Raw genomic sequence first — 16141 nt, forward strand, 5'->3', positions numbered from 1 at the left:
CTAAGGAACGAGCTTGTAGCCGCCGGTCTCGGTGATCAGCAGCTCGGCTTGAGAGGGATCTTTCTCGATCTTCTGACGCAGCCGATAGATGTGAGTCTCCAGCGTGTGGGTGGTGACGCCGGCCGTGTAGCCCCACACCTCGTGCAGCAAGACGTCGCGGGTTACGACCCGCTCGCCGGAGCGATAGAGATATTTGAGGATCGAGGTCTCTTTCTCGGTGAGCCTGACCTTGCCGCCGCCCGCGTCCAGCAGCAGCTTCGCTGCGGGCTTGAAGGTGTAGGGGCCGATGGTGAAGACGGCATCCTCGCTCTGCTCATGCTGCCTGAGCTGAGCGCGGATGCGGGCAAGCAGCACGCCGAGACGAAAGGGCTTGGTCACATAGTCGTTGGCCCCGGATTCCAGCCCGAGAATGGTATCTGAATCGGAACTCTGCGCCGTCAGCATGATGACCGGGCCCTTGAAGCCGCCGCGGCGCAGCAGCTTACAAGCCTCGCGCCCATCGAGATCGGGCAGGCCGACGTCGAGCAGCACGAGGTCCACGTGACCGCTGCGGGCAAGTTTCAGCCCCTCTTGCGCCGTGGGTGCGAGAATCGTCTCGAATTCCTCGTGCAGCGACAGCTGCTCGCTCAATGACTCGCGAAGCTCATCGTCATCGTCGATGATGAGGATCTTGCGCGCATTGCTCATTAGCGGGTCCTTGTGGGCCGACGCCACCGTTGGCCGGTCCATTTATCTTGGGTCCTGAGGCTTGCTATCTCAGAGACGGTTGTAAGGGGGGCCAGGCCCGGCGACAAGCATGTCAAAAGCATCGTCACAAGGCAAAAAGGCTATTGGACATGAGGGTTAAGCGGTCCCGGCCGATCGTGGTCCGGCGCGCGCCGGGACGCCCCTGCCAAGCGCGGGTCCAGCTTGCCCACGGTATTCGACCCGCGGCGATCGGCCGAGGGAGCGTGCGCCCCTTGAAGCGCGAGGGCGACGGGGGCACGCCGCTCGGGCGTTTTCCCATCCGGCTGGTTCTCTACCGGGCCGACCGAGGTCGGCGTCCACGCACGTCGCTGCCGGTTCGCGCCATTCGCGACACCGACGGCTGGTGCGACGATCCCCTCGACCGGAACTACAACCGGCTCATCACATTGCCGTCATCGCGCAGCGCCGAAGGCCTGAAGCGCGGCGATCATCTCTACGATCTCGTCTTTGTGCTCGGTTACAACGACCGGCCGCGGATGCGGGGGAAAGGCAGCGCCATCTTCATGCATCTGGCGCGGGATGGTTACACACCGACCGAGGGCTGCATCGCTCTGTCCCGCCGCGATCTCGATGCGGTGCTGGCCGAGATCCGGCGCGGCACCGAGATCCTCGTCCTGCGCTAATCGAGCAGTATGCGTTCGCCGAAGATCGCCGTGCCGACGCGGACATAGGTCGCGCCGAAGACGACCGCCTTGGCGAAGTCGCCGCTCATGCCCATGCTCAGCTCCGCAAGGCCAAGCTCCTCGGCGAGCTTGGCCAGCAGCGCGAAATGCATCGACGGCTCTTCGTCATAGGGCGGAATGCACATGAGCCCGTCGATCTCGAGATTGAACGTGTCGCGGCAAAGCGCCACGAAATTCGCCGTCTCCTCCGGTGCGATTCCCGCCTTTTGCGGTTCCGCGCCGGTATTCACCTGCACGAAGAGGCGCGGAAGCTTTCCTTGCTGCTCTCTCTCCTCGGCGAGCGCCCGCGCCAGCTTCGGCCGGTCGAGCGTCTCGATCACATCGAACAGCGCAATCGCCTCGCGCACCTTGTTGGACTGGAGCGGTCCGATGAGGTGAAGCTCGATATCGGGATGAAGCTCTTTCAGCGCCGGCCATTTGCCGTGCGCCTCCTGCACCCGGTTCTCACCGAACACACGCTGGCCCGCCTCGATGGCTTCCTCAATCACCGCGGCCGACACCGTCTTGCTCACGGCGATAAGCTCGATCGCGCCCGGATCGCGCCCGGCGGCCTCGGCCGCCAGGGCAATCTCCTCCCGAACCAGGCGCAACCGCCCCGGGATCTCAGTGGCAGAGTGGTGTTCCGCGCTCATCAAGGGTACCTAGCAGGCATCTTTGATCCGATGACCCTCTTCCGGCAACGCGCGATTTTTCGCACAACTTGACCGCCTGGGGCATTTGGGTTGGATTGCCGCGCCGAATCGATTGACGGGATGGATAGAACGTATGGCCGCTGACCGCTACGACGCGCCGAAACGCGAGAAGCATTGGCAGGCGGCCTGGGAGGCCAAAGGCATCTTCCAGGCGCGGGAGGCCGACTCGCGGCCGAAATACTACGTTCTGGAGATGTTCCCATACCCTTCCGGCCGCATCCATATGGGCCATGTGCGGAACTACACCATGGGCGACGTGGTCGCCCGCACCATGCGCGCCAAGGGGCATAACGTGCTCCATCCCATGGGCTGGGACGCCTTCGGTCTGCCGGCGGAGAATGCCGCCATCGAACGCGGCGTCCATCCGGCCAAATGGACCTACGACAACATCGCCACCATGCGTAGCCAGCTCAAGTCCATGGGCCTGTCGCTCGACTGGTCGCGCGAGCTCGCCACCTGCGACCTCGAATATTATCACCAACAGCAAAAGCTGTTCCTCGACATGCTCGCGGCGGGCCTCGTCGACCGCAAAACGCGCAAGGTGAATTGGGACCCGGTCGACAACACCGTGCTCGCCAACGAGCAGGTGATCGACGGTCGCGGCTGGCGCTCGGGCGCGCTGGTCGAGCAACGCGAGCAGCCCGAATGGGTGTTCAAGATCACCGACTACGCGCAAGACCTGCTCGATGCGCTAGGCGACCTCGACCGCTGGCCGGAGAAAGTGCGCCTGATGCAGGCGAACTGGATCGGGCGCTCGGAAGGATTGCTCATCCGCTTCGAGACGATCGCGGGCACCGCGCCGGACGGGCACAGCATCCTCGAGGTCTTCACCACACGGCCCGACACGCTGTACGGCGCGGCCTTCATGGCCGTCGCGCCGGACCACAAGCTGGCGCGCGCCATCGCCTCGACAAATGCGCAAGCGCAAGCCTTCATCGACGAATGCCATCACCACGGCACGAGCGCGGCCGAGCTTGAAACACTCGAGAAGAAGGGTTTCGACACGGGCGTGCGCGTGGCGCATCCGATGATCGACGGCGCCGAGTTGCCCGTCTACATCGCCAATTTCATTTTGATGGAGTACGCACCGGCGCCATCTTCGGCTGCCCGGCGCACGACCAGCGCGACCTCGAATTCGCGCGCGCCTATGGCGCCCGGTTCTGCCCGTGGTTCTGCCGCCGGGGGAGGACGCCGCGACATTCGCCATGGCAAGGAGCCCTATACGGGCGACGGCGTGCTGATCAATTCGGACTTTCTCGATGGGCTCAGCGTCACCGACGCCAAGACCGCCATGGCCGAACGGCTCGCCGCGCGGACCGTGGCGGGCAAGCCGCAAGGCGTGCGCAAGACCGAGTTCCGCTTGCGTGACTGGGGAATCTCGCGGCAACGCTATTGGGGTTGCCCGATCCCGATGATTCATTGCGAGACATGCGGCATCGTGCCGGTGCCGGCGGCCGATCTACCGGTGAAGCTCCCCGATGATGTGAGCTTCGACGTGCCGGGGAACCCGCTCGATCGCCATCCCACGTGGAAGCACGTCCCCTGCCCCAAATGCGGTGCGCCGGCTGTGCGCGAGACCGACACGATGGATACGTTCGTGGACTCGTCCTGGTATTTCGCACGGTTCTGCTCGCCGCGCGGGGACGTGCCGACCGACACCGATGCCGTCGGCTATTGGCTGCCGGTCGACCAATATATCGGCGGCGTCGAGCACGCGATCCTGCATCTGCTGTATTCGCGCTTCTTCACGCGCGCGATGCACAAGACGGGTCATGCCGCGGTCGACGAGCCGTTTCGCGGACTGTTCACCCAAGGCATGGTCACGCACGAGACCTACAAAGACGCCGACGGGAAATGGATGCTGCCCGAGGACGTGACGATAAAGGACGGTAAGGCGGTGCAGGCCAAGACCGGCGCGCCGGTCACGGTCGGCCCGGTCGAATCCATGTCGAAGTCGAAGAAGAACGTCGTCGATCCCGACAGCATCATCGGCACGTTCGGCGCCGACACCGCGCGCTGGTTCATGCTGTCGGACACCCCGCCCGAGCGCGACATCGAATGGACGGCCGGTGGCGTGGATGGGGCCTACCGATTCCTGCAGCGGGTCTGGCGGCTTGTCCGCGACGCCGCGGCGAAGGGCGCCGGTCCCGGCACCCCCGTGCCTTCCGAGATGGGACCCGAGGCCGAGGCCTTGCGCCGGGCGACCCACAAGACCATCGCCGGGGTGACCTCGGCGATCGACAAGCTCCGCTTCAACACGGCGGTGGCCCAGATCTACGAACTGGCCAACGCGCTCTCGGCAGGATTGCAAGTCGCTGGAGAACAACCTAAAGATGATCTGCGGTTCGCCTTGCGCGAGGCCGCAGAGGGCTTGACCCGGGTTTCGGCCCCCATGGTGCCGCATCTGGCGGAGGAGTGCTGGGCCCTTCTTGGTCACGACACGTTGGTGGCCGAAAAACCTTGGCCGGAGGCCGATTTGGCCCTGTTGACCGAGGACACGATGACCATCGCCGTCCAGGTCAACGGCAAGAGGCGGGACGAATTGACGATTGCACGAGACGCCTCGAAGGAAGATATTGAGGCTCAGGCGCTCAAGCTCGACAATGTCGTGCGCGCCATAGGGGGACGGAAGATCAAGAAGGTCGTGGTCGTACCGCAGAGGATCGTCAATGTGGTGGCGTAGCCCTGCTCTTGCGCTGGTGGTGATTGCCGCCGCGGCTGTTCTCGGCTTGTCCGGGTGCGGATTCCAGCCGCTTTACGGCTCCGGGACCACGGCCGCGAACGGTGCCCGCCTGTCCGAGGTGATGGCGTCGGTCGACGTCACACCGATCCCCGGCCGGGTCGGCCAAAAGGTGCGCAACGAGCTGATCTTCTCCAATACTGGCGGCGGCGAGGCGGCAAAATCCCGCTATAAGCTGAATATCGCCATCCGCGAGCGGGTGATCGATCAGCTGGTGCAGATCACCGGCGATGCGAGGGGCCAAGTGTATCAGCTCGAGGCGAGCTACAAGCTGATCAACCTTTCCACTGGCAAGACGATCCACGAGGGGGTGGCCATCTCGCGCGCCGCCTATAGCCGCTACCAGGAAATCTTCGCCAACGTGCGTGCGCGCTACGACGCCGAGAACCGCGCGGCGCGTACCGTCTCGGAGAGCATCAAGACGCAGCTCGCGGCCTATCTCGCCACCTCGGCCTAAGCTCGGCGGTACCGTCCCGCTCGCGCCGAACCAACCCGCGCTGTTACCGCTATGGTCGCCTACAAAGCCTCAGGCGTCGCGCGCTTTCTGAAATCGCCGGACGCCAACTGCCGCGCGGTGCTTGTCTATGGGCCCGACGCGGGGCTCGTCTCCGAACGTGGCGCGGCACTGGCCACGGCCTTCGCAAAGCGCCAGGCGGGCGAGGCAGAGATCATCCGGCTCGACGATCGCGACTTCGCCGAGGAGCCGGCGCGGCTCGACATCGAGCTACGCACGCGACCGATGTTCGCCTCCGCCAAGGTCGTGCGGGTGACGGCGGGTAGCCGGCTCGACGTGCCGACCCTGAAAGCCACGCTGGCCGAGCCGTCCGACAACGCGCTCATCGTCGAGGCGGGTAATCTCCGGCCCGACTCAGGCTTACGCAAGCTGTTCGAGAAATTGCCCGAGGCCGCGGCGCTGCCCTGCTACAGCGATGATCGCGACCTCGCCGGCGTCATCGACGCGGAGCTGAGAAGCGCCGGCTTGCGCATCGATCCGGAGACCAAGACCTATCTGATGGGCCGGCTCGGGGCCGACCAGGCCATGTCGCGCGCCGAGGTCGTCAAGCTCGCGCTCTATGCTCAGGGCGGCGGGAGCGGTGACGGCATCGTCACCCATGACGACGTCGCGGCGATTGTCGGCGATGCGGCCGAGATCGCGCTCGAGAATTTCGTCTACGCGGCGAGTGGCGGCGATCCGCGGGCGGCGTTGCGCGAGCTCCAACGGTTGGCGGCCGCGGGGACCGACCGGTCATCGGCGCTGTCGGCGCTCGCCCGGCATTTCACGCAGCTGCATCGGGTGGCGGCGACGCAGGCGAGTGGCGGGAGCCTCGAGCAAGCGGTGAAGTCGCTCAAGCCGCGGCCGCATTTCAACGCGAGCCGGTGTTCCTCGCCCATTGCCGGCGCTGGGGCGCGAACCGCCTGGCGCACGCCCTGCCGCTGATTCAGGAGACGGTTCGGCGCTCGCGCCGCTCGCCGGATCTCGACAGCGCTTTCGCCGAGCGGCTGCTGCTGAAGCTCGCGTCGGGGATTTGACGGAACTCACCGGCGTTCTTATGCATGACCGCGCAAAGCCCGAGGGGATACATGGACCAGAACGCCGCAGACTTTGAACGCCGCAACAAGCTCTTCATGCTGCTGCGCGAGCGCGCGTTCAAGCGCGGGCGGGTCGTGCTCGCATCGGGCAAGGAGAGCGACTACTATTTCGACATGAAGCCGGCAATGCTCGATCCCGATGGGGCCGGACTCATGGCAGACTTAATTCTTCAAGAACTTCAAGGGGTTACGGCTGACGCCGTCGGCGGCTTGGAGATGGGCGCGGTCCCGCTCATCGCCCCCGTTGCCATGCGCAGCCCCGCCTTCGGCCGCTACCTTCCCGGCTTCTTCGTCCGCAAAGCCGTGAAGGATCACGGCACCAAGAAGCGCGTCGACGGCAACGACATCGCCGGCAAGACGGTGGTGATCCTCGAGGACGTGACCACCACCGGCGGCTCGGCCATGGATGCGGTCAAGGTGGTGGAGGATGCCGGGGCGAAGGTCGCGCTGGTGATCTCGATCCTCGACCGGGGCGAGGGCGCGGCCGAGCTTTACGCGCAAGCCGGCGTGCCGTTCAAATCGTTGTTCAAGGCGGAAGAGTTTCTCGCCAGCTAGCGACCGGTCGCTAACGTCCGGGGCGCCGCATCAGACGCGCGCGGATATCGTCGAACTGATCGAAGTTCGTGTAGCGGATCCTGAGCTCGCCCTTCTCGCCGCGCCCCGGCTTGATCTCCACATTCAGCCCCAGCGCTTCGTGCAGCTCCGTCTCCGCCGCCCGCGTGTCGGCGTCCTTTGTCTTCCCCTTCTTGCGCTTGGGCTTGGCGCTCTCTTCCTGGGCGAGCGCCTCCACCTGGCGGACGGTTAACCCTTCCTTAACGATACGGGCCGCGAGCGCCGCGGCGTCCGGCCGGCCGATCAGCGCGCGCGCGTGACCAGCGCTCAGTTCACCGCCGCGTACCAGGTCTTGCACGCTCTTCGGCAGCTTGAGGAGGCGCAGCGTGTTGGCCAAGTGGCTCCGGCTCTTGCCGATGACCTTGGCCAGATCTTCTTGCGTGTAGCCATGACCGCCCATCAGCGCGCTGTAGCCCTCGCCTTCTTCGATGGCGTTCAGGTCCTCGCGCTGGACGTTCTCGATGATGGCGATCTCGATCGCTTCCTGATCGGACAGCGTGCGGATGACCACCGGGACCTCATGCAGGTTCGCCCGCTGGGCGGCACGCCAGCGGCGCTCGCCGGCGACGATCTCGTAGCGGTCGCCCCCGCCGAGCGGCCGCACCACGAGCGGCTGCACCAGGCCGCGCTCACGGATCGAAGCGGCGAGCTCGTCGAGCTGGGCATCGGAGAAATTCCGGCGCGGATTGAAGCGGCTCGCCTTGAGGGAGGACAGCGGGACGCTGCGCTGGTCGTCGGCGCCTACCGCTTCGTCGGCACCGTCCCCGATGAGAGATGCCAGGCTCCGCCCCAACCGCTTCTTCTGTGCGCTTACCGCCATCGTCGTTCTCCAAAGTTGAACCGTTGCGGTCCGTAAATCTCCGTCACGCCGCCCGTATGCGCCGCTCCCGCTCGATCACTTCCGAGGCGAGCTGGATATAGGCTTGGCTGCCGGTGCATTTGTAATCATAGAGAAGCACCGGCTTGCCGTGGGACGGCGATTCCGCCACGCGCACATTGCGCGGAATCACCGTGGTGTAGACCTTATCGCCGAGCACGGCGCGAACGTCCTCCACCACTTGGTCGGAGAGGCTGGTGCGTTGGTCGTACATGGTGAGCACGACACCGTGGATCTGGAGCTTCGGGTTGAGGCGCACCCTAATCTCCTCGACCGTGCTCAAGAGCTGGGCCAGACCTTCGAGCGCGAAGAACTCGCATTGCAGCGGCACGAGCACGGCGTCGGCCGCGGCGAGCGCGTTGATGGTCAGCAGATTGAGCGACGGCGGGCAGTCAATGAGAATGTAGGTCGTCGCGTCGTCACGGCTCTCGGCGGCGATCAGCTCGGCCAGGCAATCGCGCAGGCGATAGTGGCGGCCGTTGGCAGACGCCGCCTCGCGCTCGAACGACATGAGGTCGATCGTCGCCGGCACGATGGAGAGGCGCGGGACATGGGTGGCGACCCGCGCCTCGGCGATGGAGGCTTGGCCGGCCAGGACGTCGAAGGTCGACCGCTCGCGATGCTCGATGCCGAGCCCGGTCGAGGCGTTGCCCTGCGGATCGAGGTCGATGATGAGCACGCGCTCGCCGACGGCGGCCAGCGCCGTGCCGAGATTGATGGCGGTGGTGGTCTTGCCGACGCCGCCCTTCTGATTGGCCAGCGCCAGGACGCGGGTGCTGCGGCGGCTCATGGCGCGCCGTCTTCCAGTGTCTTCCGGCGAAGACCGGTGACCTCGACGATGGCGGCATCCTTGGCGGTCAAGCTCGCATGCAGGCGGGCGTCGAACGCCCACCCGAGCCTCGCGGCCTCGATCTCTGCCTGTGCCTCGCGACCTTTCAGGAACAGCCCCCTGGTTCCTTCCCCGAAAAACGGGGCAGCGAGTTCCAACAGACGCGGCAGCGGCGCAAGCGCGCGGGCGCTCACCACGTCCGGTCTTAGGCTTTGGGCTCTTTCGGCGACCTGTTCAATACGCATGGCGTGAATGTCCACAGGGGCCTCGGCGGCGCGCACGACCTCCGCAAGGAACGCGCATTTCTTATGGTTCGATTCGACGAGGTGCATGCGGAATTCCGGTACTCCGGTTTGCAGAATGGCGACGACCAGTCCTGGGAAGCCCGCGCCCGATCCGAGATCGAGCCATAGCCGGGCATCGGGGGCCAGACTACGCAGTTGCGCTGAGTCGGCAAAGTGCCGTGACCACAGTTCAGGCAGGGTCGACGGCGCACCAGGTTGATCGCTTTCTGCCAACGTTCCAGGAGCTCCGCGTAGCGCGTCAGCCTGTGGATTGTTTCACGTGGAACTTTAAAGGCTTCGGCGAACGCTCGGACCATCGATGGTGTGGAGCGCGTTAGGGCTTGGCATATCTAGGCGGTTTTGACCGCCGCCGTTTTCTTGAGATGCGCGAGCAGCAGCATCAGCGCAGCCGGCGTCATGCCGTCGAGCCGCGCCGCCTGCCCGAGACTTGCCGGACGGTGATGCTCGAGCTTCTGGCGGATCTCGTTCGACAAGCCAGGCAGAGCGGCAAAGACGAAACCGGGCGGGATGGCGATCGCCTCGTCCTTACGGAACGCGGCGATGTCCAGCTCCTGACGGGCGATGTAGACGGCGTAGCGCGCATCGACGGCAAGTTGATCGGCGATGGCGCCGTCGAGCTCTCCGATCTCGGGCCAGATTTGCGCGAGGCGTGTGAGGTCGATGTCGGGATAGCTCAGCAGCTCGAAGGCGCTGCGCTTACGCCCGTCGCGCTTGATGGCGAGACCCGCCTTGTTCGCCTGATCCGGCGTGAGGCTCAGACCGCGCAACAGGGTTTCGCCGGATTCGAGCGCCTGCGCCTTTTCGGTGAAGGCCGCGCGGCGGGTATCGCCCACACAGCCGATTGCGAGCCCGCACGGGGTCAGCCGTTGGTCGGCGTTGTCGGCGCGGAGCATCAGCCGGTACTCGGCCCGGGAGGTGAACATGCGATAGGGCTCGGTGACACCGCGGGTCACCAGGTCGTCGATCATCACGCCCAGATAGCCGTCGGCGCGGGTGACACCGAACCGGTCATGCGCACCCGACGCGGCGAGCGCGGCGTTGACGCCGGCGACCAGGCCTTGACCGGCCGCTTCCTCGTAGCCCGTCGTGCCGTTGATCTGGCCGGCGAGAAACAGTCCCGCCACTGCCCTGGTCTCCAGGCTCGGCTGGAGCGCGCGTGGGTCCACATAGTCGTATTCGATGGCGTAGCCGGGACGCAGCACAGCCGCCGTCTCCAGCCCTGGGATGGTCTTGAGGAAGGCGTGCTGCACGTCCTCGGGTAGCGATGTGGAGATCCCATTGGGATAGATCGTGTCGTCGTCGAGCCCCTCCGGCTCGAGGAAGATCTGGTGGCTGCCGCGCTCCTTGAAGCGGACGACCTTGTCCTCGATGGACGGGCAATAGCGGGGACCCACGCTCTCAATGGCGCCGGAGTACATCGGCGCGCGGGCGAGGTTCGCCTCGATCACTTCATGGGTGGCCGCAGTCGTGTGGGTGATGTGGCAAGGCACCTGGGGCGTGGTGATCGCGTCCGTTAGAAACGAAAAGGGCACCGGCGGGCTGTCGCCCGGCTGCACGGCGAGCCGCTCCCACTGGATGGTCTTGCCGTCGAGGCGCGGCGGCGTGCCGGTCTTGAGGCGGCCCATGGCGAGGCCGAGGCCGTAGAGGCGGTCGGAGAGGCCAAGCGCCGGGGCCTCGCCCATGCGGCCCGCCGGGATCTTGGTGTCGCCGATATGGATGAGGCCGTTGAGGAAGGTGCCGGTGGTCAGCACCACGGCGCCGGCGGTGAAGCGGCGGCCGTCAGCGGTGACGATCCCGGTGACGCGGCTGGCGTCGACCGTGAGGTCCTCGACGGCCGCCTCGATCACCTGGAGATTGGGCGTGGCGCGGATTGCCGCCTGCATGGCCTGGCGATAGAGCTTGCGGTCGGCCTGGGCGCGCGGCCCCTGCACCGCCGGGCCCTTGGACCTGTTGAGGACGCGAAACTGGATGCCGGCGGCATCGGCCACGCGGCCCATGAGCCCGTCGAGCGCATCGATCTCGCGCACGAGATGGCCCTTGCCGAGACCGCCGATCGCGGGGTTGCACGACATTTCGCCGATGGTGTCGGCGTTGTGGGTGACGAGCGCGGTTCTGGCGCCCATGCGCGCGGCCGCGGCCGTGGCCTCGCAGCCGGCGTGGCCACCGCCGATGACGATGACGTCGAAACCCGTGATGGCGTCCTGGTCCATGGCCCGTAGGTAGTGGGTCCGGCGCGTCCCGTCAAAGCACTGAAGCCCAAACTGTTTCACGTGAATCAAATTGGGAGGCGCCCGCGATTACTTGCCGATGCAGAACTCGGCGAAGATGGCGCCCAGGACCTCCTCCACGTCGATGACGCCGGTGAGGCGGCCGAGATGGCGGGCGGCGACGCGCAGCTCCTCGGCTTTCAGCTCGGGCGCGAGATCATGGTTAACGAAACGTTGCAAAGCGTCCCGCGCTGAGACGAGTTCGACGCGGTGGCGGGTGCGGGTGAGCGCGGCCTGGCCGCCACCGCCGATCTCGGCTCTGGCAATCTCGCCCAGCGCGCCGATCAGCGCTTCGAGCCCCGCGCCCGTCTTGGCGGAAATCGGCACGCAAGCATGGGCCTCGGCGGCATGCGCATAGTGTGGCGCGACATCGCGTTTATTGAGCGCGTTGATGCGATTTTTATGACCGAGCGGCGCCGGTGGCTCCCAGACCGGCTCCGTGGCGTCGATCACCCACAGGACGAGGTCGGCGTCCTCGGCGCGGGCGAGCGCCCGCCGGATGCCCTCCCCCTCGACCGCACCTATCCCCGCCCTTATCCCCGCGGTATCGGCGAGGATCACCGGCAGGCCACCGAGATCCAGATGCACCTCGATCACGTCCCGCGTGGTGCCGGCCTCCTCCGACACGATGGCCACGTCGCGCTTGGCGAGCGCGTTCATCAAGCTCGACTTGCCGGCATTGGGCGGGCCGGCGATGACGATACGCAAGCCGTCGCGCAGGCGCTCGCCGCTGCGGTCGGCGAGATGCTTGTCGATCTGCTCGAGGAGCGGCGTGACGATGGCGTCGGCCTTCGTGCCGACATCGGCGACGACGTCCGCCTCATCGGCGAAGTCGAGACCCGCCTCCATCAGCGCCTGCGCCGTGACGAGCTCGGCCCGCCACCCTTCATAGAGCCGCCGCAAGGATCCTTCGCTCTGGGCCAGCGCTTGGCGGCGCTGCGCCTCGGTCTCGGCGGCGATGAGATCGGCCAGGCCCTCGACTTCGGTGAGATCGAGCTTGCCGCTCTCGAAGGCGCGCCGGACGAACTCGCCGGGCTCGGCGAGCCGCGTGCCGGCAACGCCCAGCACCGCCTCGACGACCGCCTGGATCACGGCACGGCTGCCATGGACCTGCAACTCCGCCATGTCCTCGCCGGTGAAACTTCGGGGCGCCGGAAACCACAGCACGAGCCCCCGGTCGATTAGGGGGCGCCCGATCTCGCGCAACGCCGCGCGCCGCGGCGCGGGCACGCCGCCGCACAGCGTCTCCAGCACGGCGCGCGTCGCCGGTCCGGAGACGCGGATGACGGCGACGGCGGCGGGTCCCGCGCCTGAGGCCGGCGCGACGATGGTGGTGTCCGACGTCATGAGGGTCCATCCTGGACTGGGGAGGCGCGCAATGCGAGCCGGTCGCCCGGCTAGGCGATCCACTTTTCGTGACGGCTCTTCCTGGCCCTCTTGATCCCGTACATGCGAGAGTCGGCGGCCTTGAGCAGAGCCTCCAGGCTCTCCCCGTCGGCAGGGTAGAGCGCGGTGCCGACGCTCGCGGAAAGATGGGCGGTGCCTTTCACGACGAGCGGCTCCACGAAGGCGCGCTCGATATTCCGTTTCAACCGAGTGAGCCCCACCTCCGTCGTTCCTACACTGGTGACGACCGCGAACTCGTCGCCGCCCACGCGCGCCACGAGATCCTTGTCCGCCGCCGCGGACGTCAACCGCGACGCCAATCTCACCAACACCTGATCGCCGCCCGCGTGGCCGAAATTGTCGTTGATCGCCTTGAAGCCGTCCAGATCGATAAGCGCCACCCCAGCCGTCGAGGCGCCGTCGCGGGCTTGTCTCAACACATAGCGCGCCTGCGCCTCGAAGAGAGCGCGGTTCGGAAGCCTGGTGAGGTAGTCGTACTGAAGCGCCGTTACGTCGGTGTGCATGACGATGGCGCCGATCCCCTCGTCGGTCGCGCGTCCCGACCGGGCGGAGATTTGAAACCAATGATGCCTGTCGTCGAACGGGCAGTTGTAGGTGGCGACGAACCGGTCGAGCTCCCGGCCAAGCACGAGGCGGAGGCCGTTGCCGATCTCGCGCTCGTCGGCGCATCCCCGTTCGGCCGCGGCTGAACATTCCGCCAGATAGTTCCAGCGGCGTTTGGCTAGCCGCCCCTCGGCCGTCTGATCCCAGGCCCGGTTGGTGAAGACGATGTCGCCTCCCAGGTCGAGCACCGCGATCTCGACCGGGAGAAGGTCGAACGCTTCGTATCCAGCCATGACACCTCAGTCTCGGATATCGAATGCGACAAGTGGGGAGACCCCAACTTCGCATTCCCAAATTGACGGACGCTTAATTGGATGACCGCAAGTGGAGCGATTTTCTGGCCCGCAAAGCGTTCCTCCCCGGGCCAAGCGCGTTATCCTAGGACCGAGACAAGAGGAAGCCATATGCAAGACAGAGACGCCAACCTGCTCGGGGAAGAGACGAGCCCCTATCTCCTTCAACACAAGGACAACCCGGTCCATTGGCGGCCCTGGGGCCAGGCCGCGCTGAAGGCGGCGCGCCATGCCGACAAGCCGATCCTGCTCTCGGTCGCTTACGCCGCGTGTCATTGGTGCCACGTCATGGCGCATGAGAGCTTCGAGGACGAGGCGACCGCGGCGGTGATGAACGACCTCTTCGTCAACATCAAGGTCGACCGCGAGGAGCGCCCGGACGTGGACGCCATCTACATGGCGGCGCTGCATCAGCTCGGCGAGCAGGGCGGCTGGCCGCTCACCATGTTCCTCACGCCGGACGGCGAGCCGTTCTGGGGCGGCACCTATTTCCCGCCGGAGGACCGCTACGGGCGCCCCGCATTCGTCAGTGTACTGAATACCGTGGCCCGAGTCTATCGTGAGGAGCACGCCAAGGTCCGCAACAACGCCGAGGCGCTCAAGCAGGCGCTGAAGCCGAAGCCGCCGAAGGCCGGCGGCGCGACGCTCAACGACACGACCTTGTCCGACCTCGCGCGGCGCTTCGTCGGCGCGGTCGATCCGGCCCAAGGAGGATTGCGCGGCGCGCCGAAATTTCCGCAGACGCAATTCTTCGAATTTCTGTGGCGCGCAGGCTTGCGCTACGGGATGACCAATCCGCGCGAGGCGGTGAACCTCACGCTCACCCATATCGCGCAAGGCGGCATCTACGATCATCTCGGCGGCGGCTATTCGCGCTACAGCGTCGACGAGCGCTGGCTGGTGCCGCATTTCGAAAAGATGCTCTACGACAACGCGCTGCTTGTCGACTTAATGACCGAGTCCTGGCGCGAGGGGAAGTCGCCGCTCTTCGCGCAACGCATCGCCGAGACCATCGATTGGCTCGAGCGTGAGATGGTGACGGACGGCGGCGAGTTCGCCGCATCGCTCGATGCCGACAGCGAAGGCGTCGAAGGCAAGTTCTATGTCTGGAGTCTCGCCGAGATCGACGATGTTCTGGGTACGGACGATGCACAATTGTTCGCCGAGATTTACGGCGTGACGGCGGGCGGCAATTTCGAAGGCCACAATATCCTCAACCGGCTCGGTGCCATCGAGATGCGCGACGACGAGACCGAAGCGCGACTCGCGGCGATGCGCGCGAAGCTCCTGGCGCGGCGCGGGAGCCGCATTCGTCCCGGCTTCGACGACAAGATCCTCGCCGATTGGAACGGGCTGATGATCGCCGCGCTCGCCAATGCAAGTCAGGCGTTCGGCCGCGCCGATTGGCTCGCGCTCGCCGAGACCGCCTTCAATTTCGTCCGTACACGGATGGCTAAGGACGGCCGCCTCTTCCATGCCTATCGCGATGGACAGGCCAAGGCGCCGGCGACGGCATCCGACTATGCCAACATGATCAAGGCGGCGCTCGCGCTCGCCAACGCGACGGCGAACCGCGCGTATGTGGAGCAGGCTCAGCACTGGACCGACGTGCTCGATGCGCATTACTGGGCAAAGGATCTCGGCGGCTATTATCTCGCTGCCGACGACACCAAGGATCTCATCGTGCGCCCGTTCAGCGGCCTCGACGACGCGACGCCGAACGCCAACGCGATCATGGTGTCGAACCTCGTATCGCTGTCGCTGTGGACCGGCGAGACGCGCTACGCCAAACGCGCCGAGGAAATCTTGCGCAGCTTCGGCGGCGCGATCGCCGAGAATGTCGTGGTGCATTCCGGAATGCTCATGGGGGCGCTCGACGGATTGGCACCGCAACTCATCGTGCTGATCGTGCCGGCGGACGGCGATGCGAACGCACTGCGGGCCGCTTTACGCGACGTGTCGTTGCCCAACGCGGTGGTGCAGGAGATCGCCCGCGGCCAGGCATTGCCGTCGTCGTCGGTCGTGTACGGCAAGACGGCGATCGGCGGCAAGGCGACCGCTTATGTGTGCCTCGGCCCGCAATGCTCGCCGCCAGTGACCGATGCGGCGAAACTCGTCGAGACCATCAAGACCGCGCGCCAGGTGACGGTGACTTAGACCCTCATCTTTGTCATCGACCTATTGGCGGTTTTCCGATGATTTCGCGGTTTGGTTTTCGCCCTCGACAATTGCCGCTAAAATGCGCGCTCGAGGGACTTGCGGCTTATTGCGAGGACGAGATGTCGCGCAACCGGCGGGGCTCGGTGCGCGTTTCACGACCCTAGAACCGCCGATAACGTGCCCCGAGGGGACGGTCTCATGCGTGTGCTGCGCAACTTCGCCCGCTTCTTCTATGTGCCGACGATGATCGTCGGGCTCAACCTGCTCGCCATCACTATCATTGCCTCCGCGCCCGCTATGCGTGGATCGGCCTGCTGCTGGTCGTTGCCATAGGCA

15 protein-coding genes are annotated in these 16141 nt (G+C 65.9%); 7 read left to right on the forward strand and 8 right to left on the reverse strand.

Annotated features, from left to right (window positions below; genetic code table 11):
• On the reverse strand, nt 1-687 hold the full coding sequence (locus AUC69_RS09005; protein ID WP_069441995.1) for a response regulator transcription factor: 687 nt from the start codon (nt 685-687) through the stop codon (nt 1-3).
• 248 nt (nt 688-935) lie between these two features.
• On the opposite strand from AUC69_RS09005, the gene AUC69_RS09010 reads away from it, so the two are divergent.
• Entirely contained in the window at nt 936-1370 is a 435-nt protein-coding gene (locus AUC69_RS09010) for a L,D-transpeptidase family protein (RefSeq protein ID WP_425283522.1), read from the forward strand.
• On the opposite strand, the gene AUC69_RS09015 is transcribed toward AUC69_RS09010, so the two are convergent.
• Nucleotides 1367-2062, reverse strand: coding sequence for a YggS family pyridoxal phosphate-dependent enzyme (locus AUC69_RS09015; RefSeq protein ID WP_069441867.1), 696 nt, complete (start codon nt 2060-2062; stop codon nt 1367-1369). The genes AUC69_RS09010 and AUC69_RS09015 overlap by 4 nt on opposite strands.
• Before the next feature lie 133 nt (nt 2063-2195).
• Between AUC69_RS09015 and leuS the strand changes: the two genes are divergently transcribed.
• The 4 genes from leuS (at nt 2196) to pyrE (ending at nt 7007) form a co-directional block, all read left to right on the forward strand.
• Nucleotides 2196-4805 carry a leucine--tRNA ligase gene (gene leuS, locus AUC69_RS09020; RefSeq protein WP_342018562.1) on the forward strand — a complete coding sequence of 870 codons (2610 nt, stop codon included), beginning with the start codon at nt 2196-2198 and terminating at the stop codon, nt 4803-4805.
• Nucleotides 4792-5319, forward strand: a complete 528-nt coding sequence (locus AUC69_RS09025; protein ID WP_069441868.1) for a hypothetical protein — start codon at nt 4792-4794, stop codon at nt 5317-5319. Before leuS ends, AUC69_RS09025 begins: the two co-directional genes overlap by 14 nt.
• A 51-nt stretch (nt 5320-5370) precedes the next feature.
• Nucleotides 5371-6300 carry a DNA polymerase III subunit delta gene (gene holA / locus AUC69_RS09030; RefSeq protein WP_083239260.1) on the forward strand — a complete coding sequence of 310 codons (930 nt, stop codon included), beginning with the start codon at nt 5371-5373 and terminating at the stop codon, nt 6298-6300.
• Nucleotides 6301-6443: 143 nt separating this feature from the next.
• Nucleotides 6444-7007 carry an orotate phosphoribosyltransferase gene (pyrE, locus tag AUC69_RS09035; protein WP_069441869.1) on the forward strand — a complete coding sequence of 188 codons (564 nt, stop codon included), beginning with the start codon at nt 6444-6446 and terminating at the stop codon, nt 7005-7007.
• 10 nt (nt 7008-7017) lie between these two features.
• Here pyrE and AUC69_RS09040 read toward each other — a convergent pair whose 3' ends face one another.
• The 6 genes from AUC69_RS09040 to AUC69_RS09065 form a co-directional block, all read right to left on the reverse strand.
• Nucleotides 7018-7884: a ParB/RepB/Spo0J family partition protein gene (locus AUC69_RS09040; RefSeq protein WP_069441870.1), complete on the reverse strand. Its 867-nt coding sequence runs from the start codon at nt 7882-7884 to the stop codon at nt 7018-7020.
• Nucleotides 7885-7927: 43 nt separating this feature from the next.
• Nucleotides 7928-8731, reverse strand: a complete 804-nt coding sequence (locus AUC69_RS09045) for a ParA family protein (RefSeq protein WP_069441871.1) — start codon at nt 8729-8731, stop codon at nt 7928-7930.
• Nucleotides 8728-9288: a 16S rRNA (guanine(527)-N(7))-methyltransferase RsmG gene (locus AUC69_RS09050; RefSeq protein ID WP_244500184.1), complete on the reverse strand. Its 561-nt coding sequence runs from the start codon at nt 9286-9288 to the stop codon at nt 8728-8730. The genes AUC69_RS09045 and AUC69_RS09050 overlap by 4 nt, the downstream gene beginning before the upstream one ends.
• A gap of 116 nt (nt 9289-9404) precedes the next feature.
• Complete coding sequence (mnmG, locus tag AUC69_RS09055; RefSeq protein WP_069441872.1) at nt 9405-11285, reverse strand: tRNA uridine-5-carboxymethylaminomethyl(34) synthesis enzyme MnmG; 1881 nt, start codon at nt 11283-11285, stop codon at nt 9405-9407.
• Nucleotides 11286-11372: 87 nt separating this feature from the next.
• Nucleotides 11373-12689: a tRNA uridine-5-carboxymethylaminomethyl(34) synthesis GTPase MnmE gene (gene mnmE / locus AUC69_RS09060; protein WP_069441873.1), complete on the reverse strand. Its 1317-nt coding sequence runs from the start codon at nt 12687-12689 to the stop codon at nt 11373-11375.
• 50 nt (nt 12690-12739) lie between these two features.
• Nucleotides 12740-13585 carry a GGDEF domain-containing protein gene (locus AUC69_RS09065; RefSeq protein WP_069441874.1) on the reverse strand — a complete coding sequence of 282 codons (846 nt, stop codon included), beginning with the start codon at nt 13583-13585 and terminating at the stop codon, nt 12740-12742.
• Between the two features lie 171 nt (nt 13586-13756).
• On the opposite strand from AUC69_RS09065, the gene AUC69_RS09070 reads away from it, so the two are divergent.
• Both AUC69_RS09070 and AUC69_RS19010 read left to right on the forward strand, forming a co-directional pair.
• Nucleotides 13757-15802, forward strand: a complete 2046-nt coding sequence (locus tag AUC69_RS09070; RefSeq protein WP_069441875.1) for a thioredoxin domain-containing protein — start codon at nt 13757-13759, stop codon at nt 15800-15802.
• 201 nt (nt 15803-16003) lie between these two features.
• Nucleotides 16004-16138: a hypothetical protein gene (locus AUC69_RS19010; protein WP_280136634.1), complete on the forward strand. Its 135-nt coding sequence runs from the start codon at nt 16004-16006 to the stop codon at nt 16136-16138.
• Nucleotides 16139-16141 lie beyond the last annotated feature (3 nt).

The sequence above is a fragment of the Methyloceanibacter superfactus genome (assembly GCF_001723305.1).
Classification (GTDB): Bacteria; Pseudomonadota; Alphaproteobacteria; order Rhizobiales; family Methyloligellaceae; genus Methyloceanibacter; species Methyloceanibacter superfactus.

Bases quoted from the DNA above. Each gene is read 5' to 3' on its own strand.
- AUC69_RS09005 (WP_069441995.1), bottom strand. From the start codon at position 687: ATGAGCAATGCGCGCAAGATCCTCATCATCGACGATGACGATGAGCTT.
- AUC69_RS09015 (WP_069441867.1), bottom strand. From the start codon at position 2,062: ATGAGCGCGGAACACCACTCTGCCACTGAGATCCCGGGGCGGTTGCGC.
- leuS (WP_342018562.1), top strand. From the start codon at position 2,196: ATGGCCGCTGACCGCTACGACGCGCCGAAACGCGAGAAGCATTGGCAG.
- AUC69_RS09025 (WP_069441868.1), top strand. From the start codon at position 4,792: ATGTGGTGGCGTAGCCCTGCTCTTGCGCTGGTGGTGATTGCCGCCGCG.
- holA (WP_083239260.1), top strand. From the start codon at position 5,371: ATGGTCGCCTACAAAGCCTCAGGCGTCGCGCGCTTTCTGAAATCGCCG.
- pyrE (WP_069441869.1), top strand. From the start codon at position 6,444: ATGGACCAGAACGCCGCAGACTTTGAACGCCGCAACAAGCTCTTCATG.
- AUC69_RS09040 (WP_069441870.1), bottom strand. From the start codon at position 7,884: ATGGCGGTAAGCGCACAGAAGAAGCGGTTGGGGCGGAGCCTGGCATCT.
- AUC69_RS09045 (WP_069441871.1), bottom strand. From the start codon at position 8,731: ATGAGCCGCCGCAGCACCCGCGTCCTGGCGCTGGCCAATCAGAAGGGC.
- mnmG (WP_069441872.1), bottom strand. From the start codon at position 11,285: ATGGACCAGGACGCCATCACGGGTTTCGACGTCATCGTCATCGGCGGT.
- mnmE (WP_069441873.1), bottom strand. From the start codon at position 12,689: ATGACGTCGGACACCACCATCGTCGCGCCGGCCTCAGGCGCGGGACCC.
- AUC69_RS09065 (WP_069441874.1), bottom strand. From the start codon at position 13,585: ATGGCTGGATACGAAGCGTTCGACCTTCTCCCGGTCGAGATCGCGGTG.
- AUC69_RS09070 (WP_069441875.1), top strand. From the start codon at position 13,757: ATGCAAGACAGAGACGCCAACCTGCTCGGGGAAGAGACGAGCCCCTAT.
- AUC69_RS19010 (WP_280136634.1), top strand. From the start codon at position 16,004: ATGCGTGTGCTGCGCAACTTCGCCCGCTTCTTCTATGTGCCGACGATG.